This is a genomic window from Geobacter anodireducens, assembly GCA_001628815.1.
GTDB lineage: Bacteria > Desulfobacterota > Desulfuromonadia > Geobacterales > Geobacteraceae > Geobacter > Geobacter anodireducens.
Window position 1 is genome coordinate 872,346 of record CP014963.1, and the last position, 17,773, is coordinate 890,118.

Sequence of the window (17,773 nt, forward strand, 5' to 3'; positions counted from 1 at the left end):
GGCGCCGTGGGAACGTTCCTGGTAGGCGGATGGGCTCGGAGATAACGCATATAAACCACAAGATGATGCATGGCATGCCGGCGTATGTCAATGTATACGTTTGGTCCCCGTGCTGGTGTCGAATAAGCCGTCCGGCAGAAGACCCCGTTGGGGCCTGAGGGCAGTCGTGTCCCGATTGATCAGTTGCTTCCCGTAATGGTGGTCCTTGTGGCCGCTGCCGGCGTTACGGTTCTTGGCTTAGCCGGGCCGGTCCTGCGCCGCCGCGCCTTGGCAGCAGCCACAATGCCTCACAATTACTTCCAAGGACGTACCGAGCGAGGCACTGGGTGGTAGACAAAAAAAGTCTGGACGCCGGGGTTCAAAAAAGATAATTTGGAATGAACGTTCATTCTGTTGACAGGGAAGAGGTATACTATGGCCAAGCCGGAAAAACGAGACGAGATCGTCCGTGCGGCCCTCGAACTCATCGCCGAGCATGGTTTTCATGGCGCCCCCATGGCGCTCATCGCCGAGCGGGCAGGGGTGGGGGCCGGCACGATCTATCGGTATTTCGAGAACAAGGACGTGCTGATCAACGACCTGTATCGCGAGCTGGAAGCCAGGATCTTTCCGGTCATTACGGAAGGGTACGTGGAATTGAAGGCATTTCGGGAACGGTTTCTCCATCTCGGCACGGCGCTGCTCCGGTACTTTATTCACAATCCCCTCGATTTCCGTTATCTGGAGCAGTTTCACAACTCTCCCTACGGGGTGGCGTTCCGTCGGGAACGCCTCCTGAGGGTGCGGGAGGAATGCGATATCTATCACAATCTGTTCGAAGAAGGGATTGCCCAGCAGGTCTTGAAGGATGTTCCGTTGCCCATCCTCTTTGCCCTGTCCTTTGGTCCGCTCCTGGCCGTGGCGCGGGATAACATCCTCGGGTTCATCGAGCTGGACGATGCCCTCATTGCCCGTACCATTGAGGCGTGCTGGGACGCTGTGAGGAGATAGGAATCGCGTCGATCTCCTGCTGTTTGGATAGCCGAGGAATGAATGTTCATTCTTGATGCGGTGGATACTGCCTGGCTGTGGGTGAATCCGCCGAGAGGGAATGGCGCTGATGACACTGTTTATCATGGTAACCATGGCGATCTGGGCGTTGACAGCCATAATCGCCTTGTTCGGGAAGCACAAGTAACTGGCCGTGCGGCCGGCAATTTACAGTATCGAGGTGTGTATGCAACCCATGTACAGAGCACGACTGATTACCGTAGCAGGGCTCCTGGCTGTCGGGATGATAACGGCCGGTTGCGGCAAGAAGAACGCGGCAGCTCCTCCGGCCAGCGGACCGCCTGAAGTGGGGGTTGTCGTTGTCAAGCCGGAGCGCGTTGCTCTGACCACGGAGCTGCCGGGGCGGACGTCGCCCCTTCTGATTGCCGAAGTCCGGCCCCAGGTGAGCGGGATCATCCAGAAGCGCCTGTTCACCGAGGGATCCGACGTGAAGGCGGGGCAGGTCCTCTACCAGATTGACCCGGCAACGTATCAGGCGGCCTTTGCCAGTGCCAAGGCCGCCCTTGCCCGGGCCGAGGCCAATCTCATCCCGGCCCGGCTCAAGGAAGAGCGCTTCCGGGACCTGGTCAAGATCAAGGCCGTGAGCCAGCAGGATTATGACGACGCCACTGCCTCACTCCAGCAGGCCGAGGCCGATGTGGCCTCCGCCAAGGCGGCGGTGGAGACGGCCCGGATCAATCTGGCCTATACGAAGGTAACCGCCCCCATCTCCGGCCGCATCGGCCGTTCCGCCGTAACCGACGGGGCGTTGGTTACGGCCAATCAGCCCGCGGCCCTGGCCACCATTCAGCAGATCAGCCCCATATATGTGGATGTCACCCAGTCCAGCGCGGAGTTGCTGAAGCTGAAGCAGAACCTGGCCAGCGGCATTATGAAGGACAATGCCGCCACCCAGGCCCGGGTCAAGCTTCTGCTGGAAGACGGCAGCCCCTATCCGTTGCCGGGAACTCTTAAGTTCTCGGAAGTGACCGTGGACCAGAGCACCGGCTCCATCACCCTGCGTGCGGTCTTCCCGAATCCGAAGCAGACCCTGCTTCCCGGTATGTTCGTGCGCGCCATTGTGGAGGAAGGGGTGAGCGACCAGGCGATGCTGGTCCCGCAGCGGGGCGTGACCCGCACTCCCCAGGGGGAGGCCATGGTCCTGGTGGTGGGGGCCGAGGAGAAGGTGGAACCGCGGATCATCAAGGTCGTCCGGACCGTGGGGGAACGCTGGCTGGTGAGCGACGGCCTGAAAGCCGGCGATCGGGTCATCCTGGAGGGAATCCAGAAGGCCCGGCCGGGCACGCAGGTGAAAGCCGTGCCCTTCGGGGCCCAGCCGGAAACTGCTGCCACCCCGGCAGCGAATCAGGCGGCGAGTACCAAAAAATAGGCTGAAGAGTTGCGTCCGTAAGGCCCCGCTCCCCTGTCTCCTCGGGGGGAATACGTATTAAGGAGCTCCTTTCATGTCCCGCTTTTTCATAAACAGACCAATTTTTGCCTGGGTAATCGCCATTATGGTCATGCTGGGGGGGCTGCTGGCGATCAAGACCCTGCCGGTCTCCCAGTATCCGCCCATCGCGCCGCCCCAGATCACCATCAACGCCATGTATCCGGGCGCTTCGGCCCAGACCGTGCAGGACACGGTCACCCAGGTCATCGAGCAGAAGCTGAACGGCATCGACAACCTGATCTACATGTCGTCCACCAGCGACTCGGCCGGGGCCGTGGCCATCAACCTGACTTTCAAGGCCGGTACCGATCCCAACATCGCCCAGGTGCAGGTGCAGAACAAGCTGCAACTGGCCACGCCGCTCCTCCCCCAGATCGTTCAGCGGCAGGGGATCCAGGTGGTGAAATCCACCAAGAACTTCCTGTTGATCGTCGGCCTGGTGTCGGAGGACGGGTCCCTGGACCGAAACGCCCTCAACGACTATCTGGTCTCCAACGTTCAGGACATCATCAGCCGCGTGGAAGGGGTAGGGGAGCTGCAACTGTTCGGTTCACAGAACGCCATGCGGATCTGGCTGGATCCTGCCAGGCTGAACAATTTCCACCTGACCACCAATGATGTGATTGCCGCGATCCAGGCGCAGAACGCCCAGGTTTCGGCCGGCCAGTTCGGCGGCAGCCCGGCTGTTCACGGGCAGCAGTTGAACGCGACCATCACTGCCCGCACCCTGCTCCAGACGCCGGAGCAATTCAACAACATCATCCTGCGCACGAACCCCGACGGTTCCACGGTCAAGCTGAAAGACGTGGCAGAGGCCAAGATCGGCACCGAGAACTATGATATCGAGGCCCGCTACAAGGGGAAACCGCTGGGCGGCATGGCGATCAGGCTGGCGGCAGGTGCCAACGCGCTGGATACCGGCGAGCGGGTCAAGGCCAAGATGGAGGAGCTCTCCCGCTACTTCCCGGCTGGCATGGAGGTGGTCTATCCCTACGACACCACCCCCTTTGTGAAGATATCCATCAAAGAGGTGGTCAAGACCCTGATCGAGGCCGTCTGCCTGGTCTTCATCATCATGTTCCTGTTCCTCCAGAACATCCGGGCCACCCTGATCCCGACCATCGCCGTGCCGGTTGTTCTCCTGGGGACCATGGGGGTGCTGTCGGCCGCCGGCTTCTCCATCAACACCCTGACCATGTTCGCCCTGGTCATCGTCATCGGCCTGCTGGTGGACGATGCCATCGTCGTGGTGGAGAACGTGGAGCGGATCATGTCGGAGGAGGGGCTCTCTCCCCATGACGCCACCATCAAGTCCATGGGGCAGATCACCAGCGCCTCTGGGGGATCGCCACCGTGCTGTCGGCCGTATTCCTTCCCATGGCCTTCTTCGGCGGTTCTACCGGCGTCATCTACCGCCAGTTTTCGATCACCATCATCTCGGCCATGATCCTGTCGGTGCTGGTGGCCCAGATCTTGACCCCGGCCCTCTGCTCAACCCTGCTCAAGCCGGTCGAAAAGGGGCACACGGCAGGGGAGTGCGGCTGGTTCTGCCAGTTCTTCCGCCACTTCAACAGGGGGTTCGACTGGGCACGGGAGAAATACGAAGGGCTCGTTGGTCGCTCCTTCGGCAAGCCGGTCCGGTACCTGCTGGTCTACGGCGGCATCGTGGCGGCCATGGTGTTCTTCTTCCTGCGGCTGCCGACGGCCTTCCTGCCGGACGAGGACCAGGGGTTCATCGTCTGCCAGGTCCAGTTGCCCGCCGGAGCCACCAAGGAACGGACCATCAAGGTCATCGAGGAGCTTGAGCACCATTTCCTGGAACAGGAGAAAAAAGCCGTGGAGGCCATCATTACCGTGGCAGGCTTCAGCTTTGCCGGCCGTGGCCAGAACATGGGCCTCGCCTTTGTCAAGCTGAAGGACTGGGATCTGCGCCCGACCCCCGACCTGAAGGCGCCGGCCGTTGCCGGCAGGGCCATGGCGGTCTTTTCTAAGATCAAGGACGGCCTGGCCTTTGCCTTTTCACCGCCGGCAGTGGTGGAACTGGGACAGGCCAACGGCTTTGACTTCATGCTGCAGGACCGCAGCGGCCTTGGTCATGAAAAACTGATGGAGGCGCGCAACCAGTTGCTGGGCATGGCCATGAAGAATCCGAAGCTGATCGCGGTGCGTCCCAACGGCCAGGACGACTCCCCCCAGTTCAAGCTGGATATCGATGACGTGCGAGCCGGGGCACTGGGCGTGTCTCAAACCAGCATCAACGAGGTTCTTTCCACTGCCTGGGGCAGTTCCTACGTGAACGACTTCATCGAGAACGGGCGGGTCAAGAAGGTCTATCTCCAGGCCGATGCCAGGTACCGCATGCTGCCGGAGGATATCGGCACCTGGTATGTGCGCAATAACAACGGGGAGATGGTGCCGTTCTCGGCCTTTGCCACCGCCCACTGGCAGTACGGCTCGCCCCGCCTGGAGCGCTACAACGGCATCTCGTCCGTGGAGATCATGGGGCAGGCTGCGCCGGGGGTGAGCACCGGCGAGGCCATGGCCGAAATGGAGAAGATGGCGGCCCAACTGCCTGCCGGCATCGGCTATGAATGGACAGGCCTCTCCTATGAGGAAAAGCATGCAGGAGCTCAGGCTCCGGCCCTCTATGCCATCTCCCTGCTGGTGGTGTTCCTGGCCGTGGCCGCCCTGTACGAGAGCTGGACGATTCCCTTCGTCAACCTGCTGATGCTTCCCCTCGGCCTGGTGGGCGCGGTGACAGCCGTTACCATGCGGGGACTGCCGAACGACGTCTATCTCCAGATCGGCCTTCTGACCACCGTGGGCCTTTCCACCAAAAACGCCATTCTGATCATCCAGTTCATCAAGGACCAGTTGCATCACGGGCATGATCTGGTGGAGGCTACCCTCCTGGCGGTGAAGATTCGGTTGCGGCCGGTCATCATGACCTCGCTGGCGTTCTTCTTCGGCACCCTGCCGCTGGCCCTCACCAAGGGGGCCGGGGCTGCGGCCCAGAACGCCATCGGTACCGCCGTGACCGGCGGTCTTCTTTCGGCCACCTTTATCGACCTGATTTTCATTCCGTTCTTCTTCGTGATGGTGTCGAAACTGTTCGCCAAAAAACAGACCGCCGTACAGCCGCCCGCTGAAACAGCGTCGGAGGTGAATTGAGATGAGTATGTTCGGAATAACGCAGGGTAACAGAGCAACAGGGAAACAGTCTGATCCCGCTGCCACCGTTTGCCGTGCAGCCAGCAAGCGATCGCAGAGAGTCTCCGGTTTTGCGCCGAAGTCTTTCTCTGTTGTTCAGGTGCTCTGTGTTTCAATTATGACATTGACCCTGGCCGGCTGTGCCACCATGGCCCCCAGATACGAGCGACCCGCTGCCCCCGTTCCGGCCGCGTGGCCCGAGGGCTCGGCCTACCAGGAGGCGGCCACGGCTGAGAAGCCCCTTGCCGACATCCCCTGGCAGGAGTTTTTCGTGGACGAAAAACTGCGGAAGCTGATCGCCCTGGCCCTGGAGAACAACCGGGACCTGAGAGCCGCGGCCCTCTCTATCGAGCGTTCCCGGGCCCAGTACCAGATCCGGCGCGCGGATCTCTTCCCGCAGGTGGATGCCAGCGCCGACGCCATGTTCAAGCGGCAGCCCGAAGGCCTGTCGGCCACGGGCCGGGCCGATACCATCGATCAGTACAGTGTTGGCCTCGGGGTCAGCTCCTACGAGCTGGACCTCTTCGGCCGGGTGCGCAGCCTCAAGGATCAGGCCCTGGAACAGTACCTGGCCACGGAGCAGGCCCGGCGCAGCGTCCAGATCAGCCTCGTGTCGGAGGTGGCCGTCAACTACCTCTCCCTTGCCGCCGATCGCGAACGGTTGAAACTGGCGCAGGAAACCCTGGTGAACCAGCAGCAGTCCTACCAGCTTACCAAGAGCCGCTTCGACGCCGGCGTTTCCTCAGCCCTTGATCTGCATCAGGCCCAGACCAGCGTCGACGCCGCACGGGTCGACATCGCCCGTTTCACCACCCTGGTGGCCCAGGATGCAAACGCCCTGAGCCTGGTGGTGGGATCGCCGGTTCCGGCGGAGCTCCTCCCTGCGGCCCTCTCCGAGAACCTCACCGCCATGAAGGACGTGGCGCCGGGGCTGCCGTCAGACGTGCTGCTGCGGCGTCCCGACATCCTCCAGGCCGAAAGCCTCCTGAAAGGGGCCAACGCCAATATCGGTGCCGCCCGGGCCAATTTCTTCCCCCGCATCACCCTGGTTTCAAACGTGGGCTTCGGCAGCGACGACCTGGCCGGGCTCTTCACGGGGGATGCCTTCACCTGGAGTTTTGCGCCCCGCATCACGCTTCCCGTGTTCACCGCCGGAGCCAACCAGGCCACGCTGGAGGTGGCGGAGAAGGACCGGGACATTGCCGTGGCCCAGTACGAGAAGGCGATCCAGACCGCCTTCCGCGAAGTGGCCGATGCCCTGGCCCAGCGTGGTACCATTGACGACCAGTTGGCGGCCCAGCAGTCCCTCACCGACGCCACGGCCGAGAGTCACAAGCTCTCCCAGGCCCGCTACGAAAGGGGGGTGGACAACTACCTGCAAGTCCTGGATGCCCAGCGGGCTCTCTACAGTGCCCAGCAGAACCTGATCGGCGTCCGCCTTGTCCGGCTGCTCAACCTGACAACCCTTTACCGGGTGCTGGGCGGCGGGAGCGAATAGCCGCGCAGATACCGTGCGGGCAAGAACGGGCATGAGTGGTCTTGAACCGGCAGCACCGCACAAGAACTGCATCCGGACCTTTCCATCTGCTGATCACCTGCGATGGGACGTCAGCTCCCCTTGCCGGGGCTTCAGGTGCCGGCATCTGCCGGATAGCCGGTACACCGGTCGATGCGGGCCGGCTTCTGGCGGGCATCCGGCACTTTTCCCAGGGAAAAGGTCGGCATGCCTCAGCCTGGCCGGCCATATGCCGCTAATGTTTCACTGGATACGTTCCCGCCGAACAAATGCCGAAAACGATGCTATAATTGTTCGGTGAAGTAAGCCCCATTGTATCCAGCATTCATCCTCCGGGCCAGAGGAGGACGTGACCGATGATCCGCTTCTCCAGACTCATGTGGTGGCACCTGACGGTGCCGGTAGCAATGGCGATTCTGCTGACGCCTGCAGCCCTGCCCGCATTTCCGCAGCCCTCGCTCTCAATCGGCTCCGGGAACACCACAGGGTCTTACTATGTGTTTTCCAGTGCCATAGCAAAGATATTCAATCGCCGAAGCGCGGAATACGGAGTGCGGCTCACCACCGTTTCATCACAGGGGGCAGTGGCCAATGTCGAGAGCGTCTTGGAGGGGAAAACGGCCTTTGGGATAGCCCAGGCCGATGTGCTGCGAGATGCGGCGAAGGGAACCGGCAGATGGGCAGGAAAGAGCCAGCCGGGCCTGCGTGCCGTTCTCGGGCTCCCGGTAGAAGCCGTGACCGTTGTCGCAGCCGTTGATGCCGGGATCAGCCGGATGAGCGACCTCAGGGGGAAGCGGGTCAATATCGGCGCCGAAGGATCCTTTGATCATGACTATGCCGTGAGGCTGCTCCGTCTCTCCGGACTACATCCGTCAGACGTGATCATTTCGGCCCATCCTGCCGCCCTCGCCTCCGAACTGCTGCAGAGCAACCATATTGACGCCTACATTTATACGGTGGCGCACCCGAATCTTGCGGTGATGGAGGCCAGCACCGGCCGCCGGAAGGTTCTTCTGGTTCCCCTCGACACACCACTCATCGCACAGGTGACGGCGGAAAACCCGCTCCTGCTCCCTGCGGTGGTTCCCACCAATTTTTACCCGGGGCTGGAGCGTGCCGGAGTGGTGCCTACCATCGGCATCCGGTCGATACTTTTCACCCGGTCCGACATGGCTGAGGAAACCGTCTATCGCCTGGTGCGGGAGGTCATGACCTCCTTCGATCTTTTCAGGCGCCAGCACCCGGTCCTGCAGGTCCTTTCCTCCCGCGAGGCTGCCGATGCCGCGGTCATTCCCCTTCATCCGGGAGCCGACCGCTTTTTCCGGCAGGCCGGCATCGTTCCCTGAACCATGTGTGGTGCGGCCATCAACCGTTTCTTCGGAGGATACAATGAGGCGGTCCATTGTTCTGCTTTGCCTGGCGTGGTGCGTTTCCCTCACTCCTGACGCAACGGCCGCAGTTCAAGCCTATTTTTACCCTTTTGTAAACCCCTACGAGGCAACGATCATGGAGTTGCCGAAACACCTCGAGGTCAGGCTCCCCGAAAAGGTCCCGGCCCGGGAGTTCACCCTGCGGGTGTTCCCTGACCGCGAGATTCCCCCGGTCTTTTGGTATGAGGACGGTCTCGCCTGCACCCTGGCCTATCAGGATCATCGCGCTCCCCTTGTCTTTGTCATTGCCGGAACCGGCGCCGGCCATAACACCCCGCGCATGGTAAAGCTCCGGAACGCCCTGTACCAGGGAGGGTTCCACGTCATCTCCCTGACGTCGCCAAGCCATATGGATTTCGTGGTAAATGCCTCATCGGGTCTTCCCGGGGACCCCTTCGACGATGCCCGTGATCTCTACCGGGTCATGGAGATGGCCTATGATGCGGTGCGGGATACCATAGACGTTTCGGGCTTCGATCTTGCCGGCTACAGCCTTGGCGCGTTCAACGCGGCGTTTGTCGCGCGGCTCGACGAAGAGGAAAAACGATTCAATTTCAGCAAGGTTCTTCTCATCAACCCTCCGGTCAGCCTGTATGAGTCAGTGGCGGCCCTGGATCAACTGCTGGTGGAGAACGTCCCGCAGGGGATGGAGCAGTTCGACGCCTGGTTTCGCAGCGTTTTTGCCGAATTCTCCCACGTCAGCAGGGAGGTGGGGCCGGGAAGTCTCAGCGGGGATTTCATCTACAGCGCCTATAAGCGGTTTCCTCCCAATGAGGAGAATCTCGCCGCACTCATCGGACTTTCTTTCCGCATGAGTGCGGCCAACATGATTTTCACCGCCGACGTCATGAACGGTGGCGGCTATATCGTCCCCAGAAATGCGAGGCTCACCGCCACCTCGTCCCTCACCCGCTACGCCACGGTCTCGTTGCACACGCGCTTCACCGACTATTTCGACGAATGGTTCTTTCCCAACCGCCGGCACCGCGAACCGTCCCTGACCCGTCAGGCCCTGCTGGCGCGCATGAGCCTCCGTTCCCAGGAGGCCTACCTGCGGAACGCGGACAAAGTCGGGCTGATCCATAACGAGGACGATATCATTCTCGCTCCGGGAGACATCGACTACCTCCAGGGAGTCTTTGGCGGACGAGCCCGGTTGTTCCCCACCGGTGGCCACATGGGAAACATGTTCCACCCCGACGTGGTCTCATTCATGATCGATTTTCTGGCCGGGAAGGAGAGGTGAGGCATGGGCACCGTCCTTACGCGAATCAGGCTCCTGCCGTTGGTCCTTGCGGCCCTTCTGCCGGCGGCAGGATGCAGTAGCCTTCCCCAGGCGGTTCCCGCTGACGCCTTGCCCCTGCGTACCTACGAGGATGTGGTCAAGGAGGGGATGCCACCGATGTTTGAAGTGGACGACTCCCTGGAAGGTTTCAACCGGGGTGTATACCGGTTCAACTATTATTTCGACGAGTACCTGTTCCGTCCCGTTGTCCGCACCTACGAAACCATCATGCCCGATTACGCCGAAGACCGGGTTTCCAGTGCCATCGACAACATCGGCGAAGTGGGCAACCTCGCCAATAACCTCATGCAGCTCAAGTTCAAGGCCGCCGGTATCACCGTGAGCCGCTTCGTCATCAACTCCACTGTCGGCGTCGCCGGGCTCTGGGATCCGGCCGGCGCCTGGGGCCTCAGGCGCCAGCCGGAGGATTTCGGCCAAACCCTCGGCCGCTACGGGGTAGGGCACGGCTCATATCTCGTCCTTCCGGTCCTGGGGCCATCCAATGTCCGGGACACAACCGGCCTTGCCGTGGACTCGGCAGCCTTCAATCTGGTTGGTCCCGCGGCCTGGGTCGACAATGCCGCCATTACCACGGCCTACACCGGCACATCCGCCGTGGACAGACGGCACCGGATACCGTTCCGCTATCGCCAGACCGGTTCGCCGTTCGAGTACGAATTGCTCCGGATGCTGTACACCATGAAGCGGGAGGACGACGTGGCCAACTGACGGAGCTGGGGGGAGGCCGTCACCCGTGCCGGCCTGACCCGGCGGATTGCAGCGGGAATCGGAACCGTGGGTGATGCGTGGGGACGTGGCAGCGGCGATTGGAGATGCCCGGTACTACCTGAAGACACGAAAGGAGATGCCGTGAAACCAGCCAGGATAGCCCTCTATGTGCTTGTCGCGCTGCTCGCCATGATGGCGGCCCTGTATGTGTTAACCAGAGAGCCGCACCCGGATTGGCCCATCAACCTGATCCACCTTCTGTTCAAGCACTGAGCCGTCTGTGTTCCGGGAGCAGAGAACGGGGGAGCCATGACCGGTCAATGGAGAAGATTGCTGATTCGGATCGCCGTGGTGCTGGCGCTGGCGGCCCTGGGTTTTGCCGCGTGGCAGAAATTCGGCGGGAGCAACAGGGACAAGGGGCTGGTCGGCGGCAACGGTCGCATCGAGGCGGTGGAGATTGACGTGGCCGCCAAGGCTGCCGGCCGGGTCAGGGAGATACTGGTGCGCGAGGGGGATTTCGTCACCGCCGGCCAAGTGGTGGCGGTCATGGACACGGAAGTCCTTGAAGCCCAGCTCCGGGAGGCCGAGGCATACTACCGCCAGACGCAGACCGCCATCGCCACGGAGCGCAGCCAACTGGCCCAGCGGGAAAGCGAGAAGGCGGCGACGGTGGCGGCGGTCGGGCAGCGGGAGGCAGAGCTCGTCAATGCCCGCAAACGGTGGGAGCGTTCTGCTGAGCTTGCAGCAAAAGGAGCCATGTCCCAACAGGAAACCGATGATGACTATACGGGATTCCAAAGCGCCGCAGCCGCCATAAGTTCGGCCCGGGCCCAGGTTGCCGCCGCCGAGGCTGCCATTGCCACGGCCCGCACCCGGGTGGTGGGGGCGGGGTCCATGGTCGACGCCGCCCGGGCCACCATTGAGCGGATCCAGGCGGATATCAGGGACAGCGCCCTCAAGGCCCCCCGCGATGGCCGGGTCCAGTATAAGGTCGCCCAGGTGGGCGAGGTGGTCGGCGCCGGCGGACGGGTTCTCAGTCTTGTCGATCTGAGCGACGTTTACATGACGTTTTTTCTGCCCACTGCTGCGGCAGGCAAGGTTGCGCTTGGAACCGAGGTGCGGCTGGTACTGGATGCCGCTCCCCGGTACGTGATTCCCGCCAGGGTGTCGTTTGTTTCCGACGTGGCCCAGTTCACCCCCAAGACCGTGGAAACGGCCAGTGAACGGGAGAAGCTGATGTTCCGCGTCCGGGCCCAGATCCCTGTGGAGCTCCTCAAAAAGCACATCACCCGGGTTAAGACCGGCCTCCCCGGCATGGCCTACGTGCGGCTCGACACCGCTACCCCGTGGCCGGAACGCCTGACAACGGGGCTCGTACAATGAACGCGCGGGAACCGGCAGCCGCCGAACCGCCCCCCGTGGTCCGGCTGAAGGGGGTCGGCCTCCGCTACGGCAAGACCCCGGCGCTTGAGAATATCTCCCTTGATCTCCCCGCCGGCTGCATGGTCGGATTCATCGGCCCCGACGGGGTGGGGAAATCGAGCCTCTTCTCGCTCATCGCCGGTTCCCGGGCGGTCCAGTCCGGTGCCGTGGAGGTGCTCGGGGGGAGCATGGCCGACCGCGGCCACCGGCGCACAGTCTGCCCCCGGGTGGCCTTCATGCCCCAGGGGCTCGGCAGGAATCTCTATCCCACCCTGTCGGTCTTCGAGAATGCCGAGTTCTTCGCCCGCCTCTTCGGCCACGGCCGCCGGGAGCGGGAGCGCCGCATCCTTGAGCTGTTGCGGGCAACGGGCCTTGAGCCCTTTTCCGACCGGCCGGCGGGCAAACTGTCCGGTGGCATGAAGCAGAAGCTGGGCCTGTGCTGCGCCCTGATTCACGACCCCGACCTTCTGGTCCTGGACGAGCCCACCACAGGCGTCGATCCCCTGTCGCGCCGCCAATTCTGGGAGCTCATCGACCGCATCCGCGCCAAGCGGCCAGGGATGAGCGTGCTGGTGGCCACCGCCTACATGGAAGAAGCGGCACGTTTCGACTGGCTGGTGGCCATGAACGGGGGGCGAGTCCTGGCCACGGGCTCTCCGGCCGAACTCCTGTCCCAGACCGGCACCGCCGCCCTGGAAGAGGCGTTCATCGCCCTTCTTCCCCCATCCCAGCGGGAAGGTCATCGGCCGGTAGAGGTTTTTCCCCGGGAAACCGACGTTTCCGCCGAGGCAGCCATCGAGGCCCATGGCCTTACCATGCGCTTTGGCGAGTTCACGGCCGTCGACCACGTGAGCTTCCGCATCGGGCGGGGGGAGATCTTCGGCTTCCTGGGTTCCAACGGCTGCGGCAAAACGACCACCATGAAGATGCTGACCGGCCTCCTGCCGGCCAGCGAAGGGGAGGCGTGGCTCTTCGGCCGTCCCGTGGACTCCCAGGACATCGATACCCGCCGTCGGGTCGGCTACATGACCCAGTCTTTCTCCCTTTACGGCGAACTGACGGTGCGGCAGAACCTGGTGCTCCACGCCCGTCTCTTCAGGCTGCCGGAAAAGGGGATTCCGGCCCGGGTGAAGGAGATGGCGGAGCGATTCGGTTTGGTGGAGGTGATGGAGAGCCTCCCCGATGCCCTGCCCCTGGGGCAGCGCCAGCGGCTTTCCCTGGCGGTGGCCATGATCCACGGCCCGGAGATGCTGATTCTGGACGAACCCACCTCGGGGGTCGATCCGGTGGCCCGCGATGCGTTCTGGCAGATCATGATCGGTCTGGCGCGCCGGGACGGGGTCACCATCTTCATCTCAACCCACTTCATGAACGAGGCCGAGCGTTGCGACCGGATCTCGCTGATGCACGCGGGGCGGGTGCTGGTGAGCGACGCGCCAGCGGCCCTGATCGAAAAGCGGGGGGTAGAGACACTGGAGGAGGCGTTCATCGGCTACCTGGAGGAGGCGGCCACGGACTCCGATGCCATGGCGCCGCCTCTGCAAGAGCATGCTCTTTCCCCTCAACCGCGCGCTCCCTCTGACCTCGGTCCGGCCAGGGAGGGAGAACCCGAGGGGGGCGGCTTCTTCAGCCTGCGCCGCCTGTTCAGCTACACCCGGCGCGAGGCATTGGAACTGCGCCGGGATCCGATCCGCCTGACCCTGGCGCTCCTGGGGAGCGTTATCCTCATGCTCGTCATAGGATACGGCATCAACCTGGACGTGGAGAATCTTTCCTTCGCGGTCCTCGACCGGGACCAGACCACCCTCAGCCGCGATTACGCCCTTAATCTCGCCGGTTCCCGTTACTTCAACGAACGTCCTCCCATCATCGACTATGGCGACCTGGACCGGCGCATGCGGGCCGGCGAGATCAGCCTGGCCATCGAGATCCCCCCCGGCTTCGGCCGTGACCTGCGCAGGGGGGCTCCGGTGACGGTGGGGGCCTGGATCGACGGTGCCATGCCCACCCGTGCCGAGACGGTGCGCGGCTACGTGCAGGGGATGCATGCGCAGTGGCTGTCGGTCCTGGCCCGGGAGCATATCACGGCTCTCTCCGGGGCCGGGGCTGCCACCATTGAGACGCGCTTCCGCTACAACCCCGACGTGAAAAGCCTGCCGGCCATGGTGCCGGCGGTCATTCCGCTGCTGCTCATGATGATTCCGGCCATGCTGACCGCTCTGTCCGTGGTGCGGGAAAAGGAGCTGGGCTCCATCGTCAATCTCTACGTCACTCCGGTCACCCGGCTGGAATTCCTCCTCGGCAAGCAGGGGCCATACGTGGCACTGGCCATGCTCAACTTTTTCCTCCTTACCGCCCTGGCCGTCTTCGTGTTTCGGGTTCCCCTGAAGGGGAGCTTCCCAACCCTTGCCGCGGCCGCGTTCCTCTACGTAACCGCCGCCACCGCCCTGGGGCTGGTGATCTCCACCTTCATGCGGAGCCAGATCGCGGCCCTCTTCGGAACGGCGCTCCTGACCCTCCTGCCTGCGGTCCAGTTCTCAGGCATGATCGACCCGGTTTCCTCCCTCGAAGGGGCAGGAGCCATGATCGGCAGGGCGTACCCCACCACCCATTTCCTGACCATCGCCCGGGGCACCTTTTCAAAAGGGCTCGATTTCCACGACCTCCACTCCTCATTCCTTTCCCTGGCACTGGCCGTCCCCATCCTGACCGGCCTCGGGGGAGCACTGCTCAGGAAACAGGAGCACTGACCATGCGGCCTGCAAACATTCTCCATCTCGGCATCAAAGAGCTCCGCAGCCTGCTGCGGGATCCCATCATGCTCGTCCTGATCGTCTATGCCTTTACCTTTGCCATCTACTCCGGTGCCACGGCCATGCCCGAAACCCTCCACAACGCTCCCATCGCCATTGTGGACGAGGACCACTCCCAACTCTCGCGGCGCATCGTCGATGCGTTCTATCCCCCCCAGTTCGTCCCGCCTGTCCTCATCGGCCGAGCCGAGATGGACGCCCGGATGGATGCCGGTATCGATACCTTTGCCGTTGATATTCCACCGGATTTCCAGCGCGACGTGCTGGCCGGCCGCTCCCCCGCGATCCAACTCAACGTGGATGCCACCCGCATGAGCCAGGCCTTTACCGGCAGCGGCCACATTCAGACCATTGTCAACGGCGAGATCGCGAGTTTCCTCCAAAGATACCGCTCGAACCATGCCCCTGTGGTGGATCTGGCACTGCGGGCGCGGTTTAACCCGGAGTTGAACAAATCGTGGTTCGGGGGGGTCATGAAGGTCATCGACAACGTGACCATGCTTTCGATAATTCTCACCGGGGCGGCGCTCCTCCGCGAGCGGGAGCACGGCACGGTCGAGCACCTCCTGGCCATGCCGGTAACTCCCTTCGAGATCATGACGGGCAAGGTGTGGGCCATGGCCCTGGTGGTACTCGCCGCAACGGCCTGTTCACTCCTGTTCGTGGTCCAGGGGCTCCTGAAGGTTCCTGTCGAGGGCTCCATCCTCCTGTTCCTGGCCGGTACGGCCCTGCACCTGTTCGCCACCACTTCCCTGGGGATTTTCCTCGGCACCCTGGCCCGCTCCATGCCCCAGTTCGGGCTCCTGGTGATGCTGATCCTGCTGCCGCTGCAGATCCTTTCGGGTGGGACGACCCCCCGGGAGAGCATGCCCGGCTTTGTTCAGGCCGTGATGCTGGCAGCCCCCAATACCCATTTCGTCATGCTTGCCCAGGCAATCCTCTCCCGGGGTGCCGGGATTTCCGTGGTCTGGCCCCAGTTCGTCTCCCTTGCCCTGATTGGCGCGGTGCTGTTTGCCGTGTCTCTGGCACGCTTCCGCAAGACCATCGGGACGATGGCGTAAGCCTGCCGGGCGCGCCAAGCTGCACGATATGATGTACCATCGAATCATATGTGATGCCGATCCCGGGTGGCGTCCTGGGGAAAGCAACCGGCACATCCACGGATCCCGCCTTGAACGCCGCTACCAGGATGGCCCGTGCGGCAGAGCCGGCGACCCGCCGCACGGGCAGGGCCGTGGCTGCGGCGGCCCTTTCCGCGCCTCTGCTACGGAGTTGTTTCCATGGCGGCGTTTATGTGGCACTCTACCCGATGCCTGACGAGTAAGAAAAAAGGACTTTCACCTAAGTCTTTGGTGGCAAAGCGCCCAGGATTGGTCATATTGGACTACCGTGCATGGGGGCTTGAGGGCGATTGGCGTCACTGGGGAGGGTTTGATCAACTGGCATCATCTGCAACGGGTATGGCAATTAAGGAGTGCGGAAAAGATCATCCGAAACTGCCACCTTCCTATTTATTGAACGATTCTCTGGCGGCCGTATTGGGTACAGCAGGCGTAATGGAGGCGTTGCGCAGAAGAACGATTGATGGCGGCAGCTATCATGTGCATGTCGATCTGGCAAGGATATCCATGTGGACACAGGATATTGGCCTTTATTCTGAGAGTGATATACAGGGCTTACCTTTGCCTCCCAAATCAGTTGATGCTTCTGAGCTTGGGCATCTTGACAGTGATTTTGGCAAAACGGTTTATTTTTCCACCCCCATTCGCTATTCTGCTTTCAAACCAAATCTGAAATATGGGGCTACGCCATTAGGGAAAGAAAACATCGTAACTTGGATTAGGGAAAATTCTTGAAGATCATGAAAAAGCGATTCCCCGTACTGGCTGTTGCCATCTCAATGACAATGGCTTCCCACGTGTTGGCACAGACTGATGCGCCAACTCAAAAAGAGAAACACATGATAGAAGCTTACGACACATTGAACTATATTGGCTTAGACAAAGCCAAAAGTGAAACAGATTCCTTCAAGAAAAAAAGTAAGGTTATCTATGATAACTATCTGTTGAAAAAAAATATTCCGTATGGACTTGGCGTTAGAGAAACATTTGATCATTTTCATAATCCAAAATTCAGTGAAGCAGATACTCAAGGTTTTTTTATTTTCATTCATGGCGGCTACTGGCAAGGGGAAGTCAAAGATTCTTATGCTTTTGTCGGCGAAAAATTGCTTGAGCAGAATATTGACCTGATCTTGATTGAATATGACCTGACCAAAGAAAATACAGTGGATGGTAAAACCATTCCACGCGTTGGCATGACTGCTCTGGTCAACGAAGTTGGCAGGGCATTGGATGCTGTACAAAAATATTTGCAGACTAACGCTGCATCTGAAAAACCTGTCTATTTGGCTGGGCACTCTGCAGGGGGGCATCTTGCGGCAGTCTGGAAAGACCATCCTGTGGTCAATAAGGCAGTTTTCCCTATCAGCGGTCTGTTTGATCTGGCACCTATTGCTCCGACGAAGAAAATTGGCACGGCCTTGCAGTTGAATGCGAACGAAATCATCAATTTAAGCCCTGTCAATAATATTCACACTGCAAACGCTGCCTCGTTGCCGCTTTATCTCTATTACGGCGGTAATGAGCAGCCTGAGCTTAAAGAGCAATCTCAGCATTACAGTGCCAGGCTGCAGGACTGCCACCACAAAGTTTCCATGAAAGAGATTCCGGGTGTCAATCATTTTGAGATTCTCAATGCACTTTTTGCGGACCCAGACAGTGATCTATTACGACGCATCGCAAAGTGATGAAGTGGGCAGAGAAAAATAAAGTCCGATAATATTCTCGTAATTTATTGACCCTGCCTGGTAGATTTAGAGTGTAGCTA

The 17,773-nt window shown here is 61.2% G+C and carries 11 protein-coding genes, 1 pseudogene and 1 other annotated feature (1 of these 13 running past the window's edge); all 12 genes and pseudogenes read left to right on the plus strand.

Annotation, left to right across the window (positions count from 1 at the left end; genetic code table 11):
• Positions 1 to 53, minus strand: a binding site (molybdenum cofactor riboswitch); it reaches 65 nt to the left of the window's first position.
• 361 nt (positions 54 to 414) lie between these two features.
• The 12 genes and pseudogenes from A2G06_04105 (at position 415) to A2G06_04160 (ending at position 17,693) form a co-directional block, all read left to right on the plus strand.
• Complete coding sequence (locus tag A2G06_04105; protein ID ANA39680.1) at positions 415 to 990, plus strand: TetR family transcriptional regulator; 576 nt, start codon at positions 415 to 417, stop codon at positions 988 to 990.
• A 226-nt stretch (positions 991 to 1,216) separates the two neighbouring features.
• A complete protein-coding gene (locus tag A2G06_04110; GenBank protein ID ANA39681.1) occupies positions 1,217 to 2,419 on the plus strand; it encodes an efflux transporter periplasmic adaptor subunit in 1,203 nt (400 codons plus the stop codon).
• A 73-nt stretch (positions 2,420 to 2,492) separates the two neighbouring features.
• Positions 2,493 to 5,650: pseudogene (locus A2G06_04115) on the plus strand (multidrug efflux RND transporter permease subunit).
• Position 5,651: 1 nt separating this feature from the next.
• On the plus strand, positions 5,652 to 7,187 hold the full coding sequence (locus A2G06_04120) for a multidrug transporter (GenBank protein ID ANA39682.1): 1,536 nt from the start codon (positions 5,652 to 5,654) through the stop codon (positions 7,185 to 7,187).
• Positions 7,188 to 7,561: 374 nt separating this feature from the next.
• On the plus strand, positions 7,562 to 8,551 hold the full coding sequence (locus tag A2G06_04125) for an ABC transporter substrate-binding protein (protein ID ANA39683.1): 990 nt from the start codon (positions 7,562 to 7,564) through the stop codon (positions 8,549 to 8,551).
• A gap of 43 nt (positions 8,552 to 8,594) precedes the next feature.
• Positions 8,595 to 9,881 carry a hypothetical protein gene (locus A2G06_04130; protein ID ANA39684.1) on the plus strand — a complete coding sequence of 429 codons (1,287 nt, stop codon included), beginning with the start codon at positions 8,595 to 8,597 and terminating at the stop codon, positions 9,879 to 9,881.
• A 3-nt stretch (positions 9,882 to 9,884) separates the two neighbouring features.
• Positions 9,885 to 10,649, plus strand: a complete 765-nt coding sequence (locus tag A2G06_04135; GenBank protein ID ANA39685.1) for a hypothetical protein — start codon at positions 9,885 to 9,887, stop codon at positions 10,647 to 10,649.
• Positions 10,650 to 10,790: 141 nt separating this feature from the next.
• On the plus strand, positions 10,791 to 10,922 hold the full coding sequence (locus A2G06_04140) for a hypothetical protein (GenBank protein ID ANA39686.1): 132 nt from the start codon (positions 10,791 to 10,793) through the stop codon (positions 10,920 to 10,922).
• 36 nt (positions 10,923 to 10,958) lie between these two features.
• Positions 10,959 to 12,032: a glycoside hydrolase family 43 gene (locus A2G06_04145; protein ID ANA39687.1), complete on the plus strand. Its 1,074-nt coding sequence runs from the start codon at positions 10,959 to 10,961 to the stop codon at positions 12,030 to 12,032.
• Positions 12,029 to 14,821, plus strand: coding sequence for a multidrug ABC transporter ATP-binding protein (locus A2G06_04150; protein ID ANA39688.1), 2,793 nt, complete (start codon positions 12,029 to 12,031; stop codon positions 14,819 to 14,821). Before A2G06_04145 ends, A2G06_04150 begins: the two co-directional genes overlap by 4 nt.
• Before the next feature lie 2 nt (positions 14,822 to 14,823).
• Positions 14,824 to 15,945 (plus strand): hypothetical protein, encoded by a 1,122-nt coding sequence (locus A2G06_04155; GenBank protein ANA39689.1) that lies wholly within the window; start codon positions 14,824 to 14,826, stop codon positions 15,943 to 15,945.
• A gap of 791 nt (positions 15,946 to 16,736) precedes the next feature.
• A complete protein-coding gene (locus A2G06_04160) occupies positions 16,737 to 17,693 on the plus strand; it encodes a hypothetical protein (GenBank protein ID ANA39690.1) in 957 nt (318 codons plus the stop codon).
• The last annotated feature ends 80 nt before the right edge of the window (positions 17,694 to 17,773 follow it).

Excerpts from the sequence above, each read along its gene's own strand:
- A2G06_04105 (ANA39680.1), top strand. The coding sequence starts at position 415 with ATGGCCAAGCCGGAAAAACGAGACGAGATCGTCCGTGCGGCCCTCGAA.
- A2G06_04110 (ANA39681.1), top strand. The coding sequence starts at position 1,217 with ATGCAACCCATGTACAGAGCACGACTGATTACCGTAGCAGGGCTCCTG.
- A2G06_04120 (ANA39682.1), top strand. The coding sequence starts at position 5,652 with ATGAGTATGTTCGGAATAACGCAGGGTAACAGAGCAACAGGGAAACAG.
- A2G06_04125 (ANA39683.1), top strand. The coding sequence starts at position 7,562 with ATGATCCGCTTCTCCAGACTCATGTGGTGGCACCTGACGGTGCCGGTA.
- A2G06_04130 (ANA39684.1), top strand. The coding sequence starts at position 8,595 with ATGAGGCGGTCCATTGTTCTGCTTTGCCTGGCGTGGTGCGTTTCCCTC.
- A2G06_04135 (ANA39685.1), top strand. The coding sequence starts at position 9,885 with ATGGGCACCGTCCTTACGCGAATCAGGCTCCTGCCGTTGGTCCTTGCG.
- A2G06_04145 (ANA39687.1), top strand. The coding sequence starts at position 10,959 with ATGACCGGTCAATGGAGAAGATTGCTGATTCGGATCGCCGTGGTGCTG.
- A2G06_04150 (ANA39688.1), top strand. The coding sequence starts at position 12,029 with ATGAACGCGCGGGAACCGGCAGCCGCCGAACCGCCCCCCGTGGTCCGG.
- A2G06_04155 (ANA39689.1), top strand. The coding sequence starts at position 14,824 with ATGCGGCCTGCAAACATTCTCCATCTCGGCATCAAAGAGCTCCGCAGC.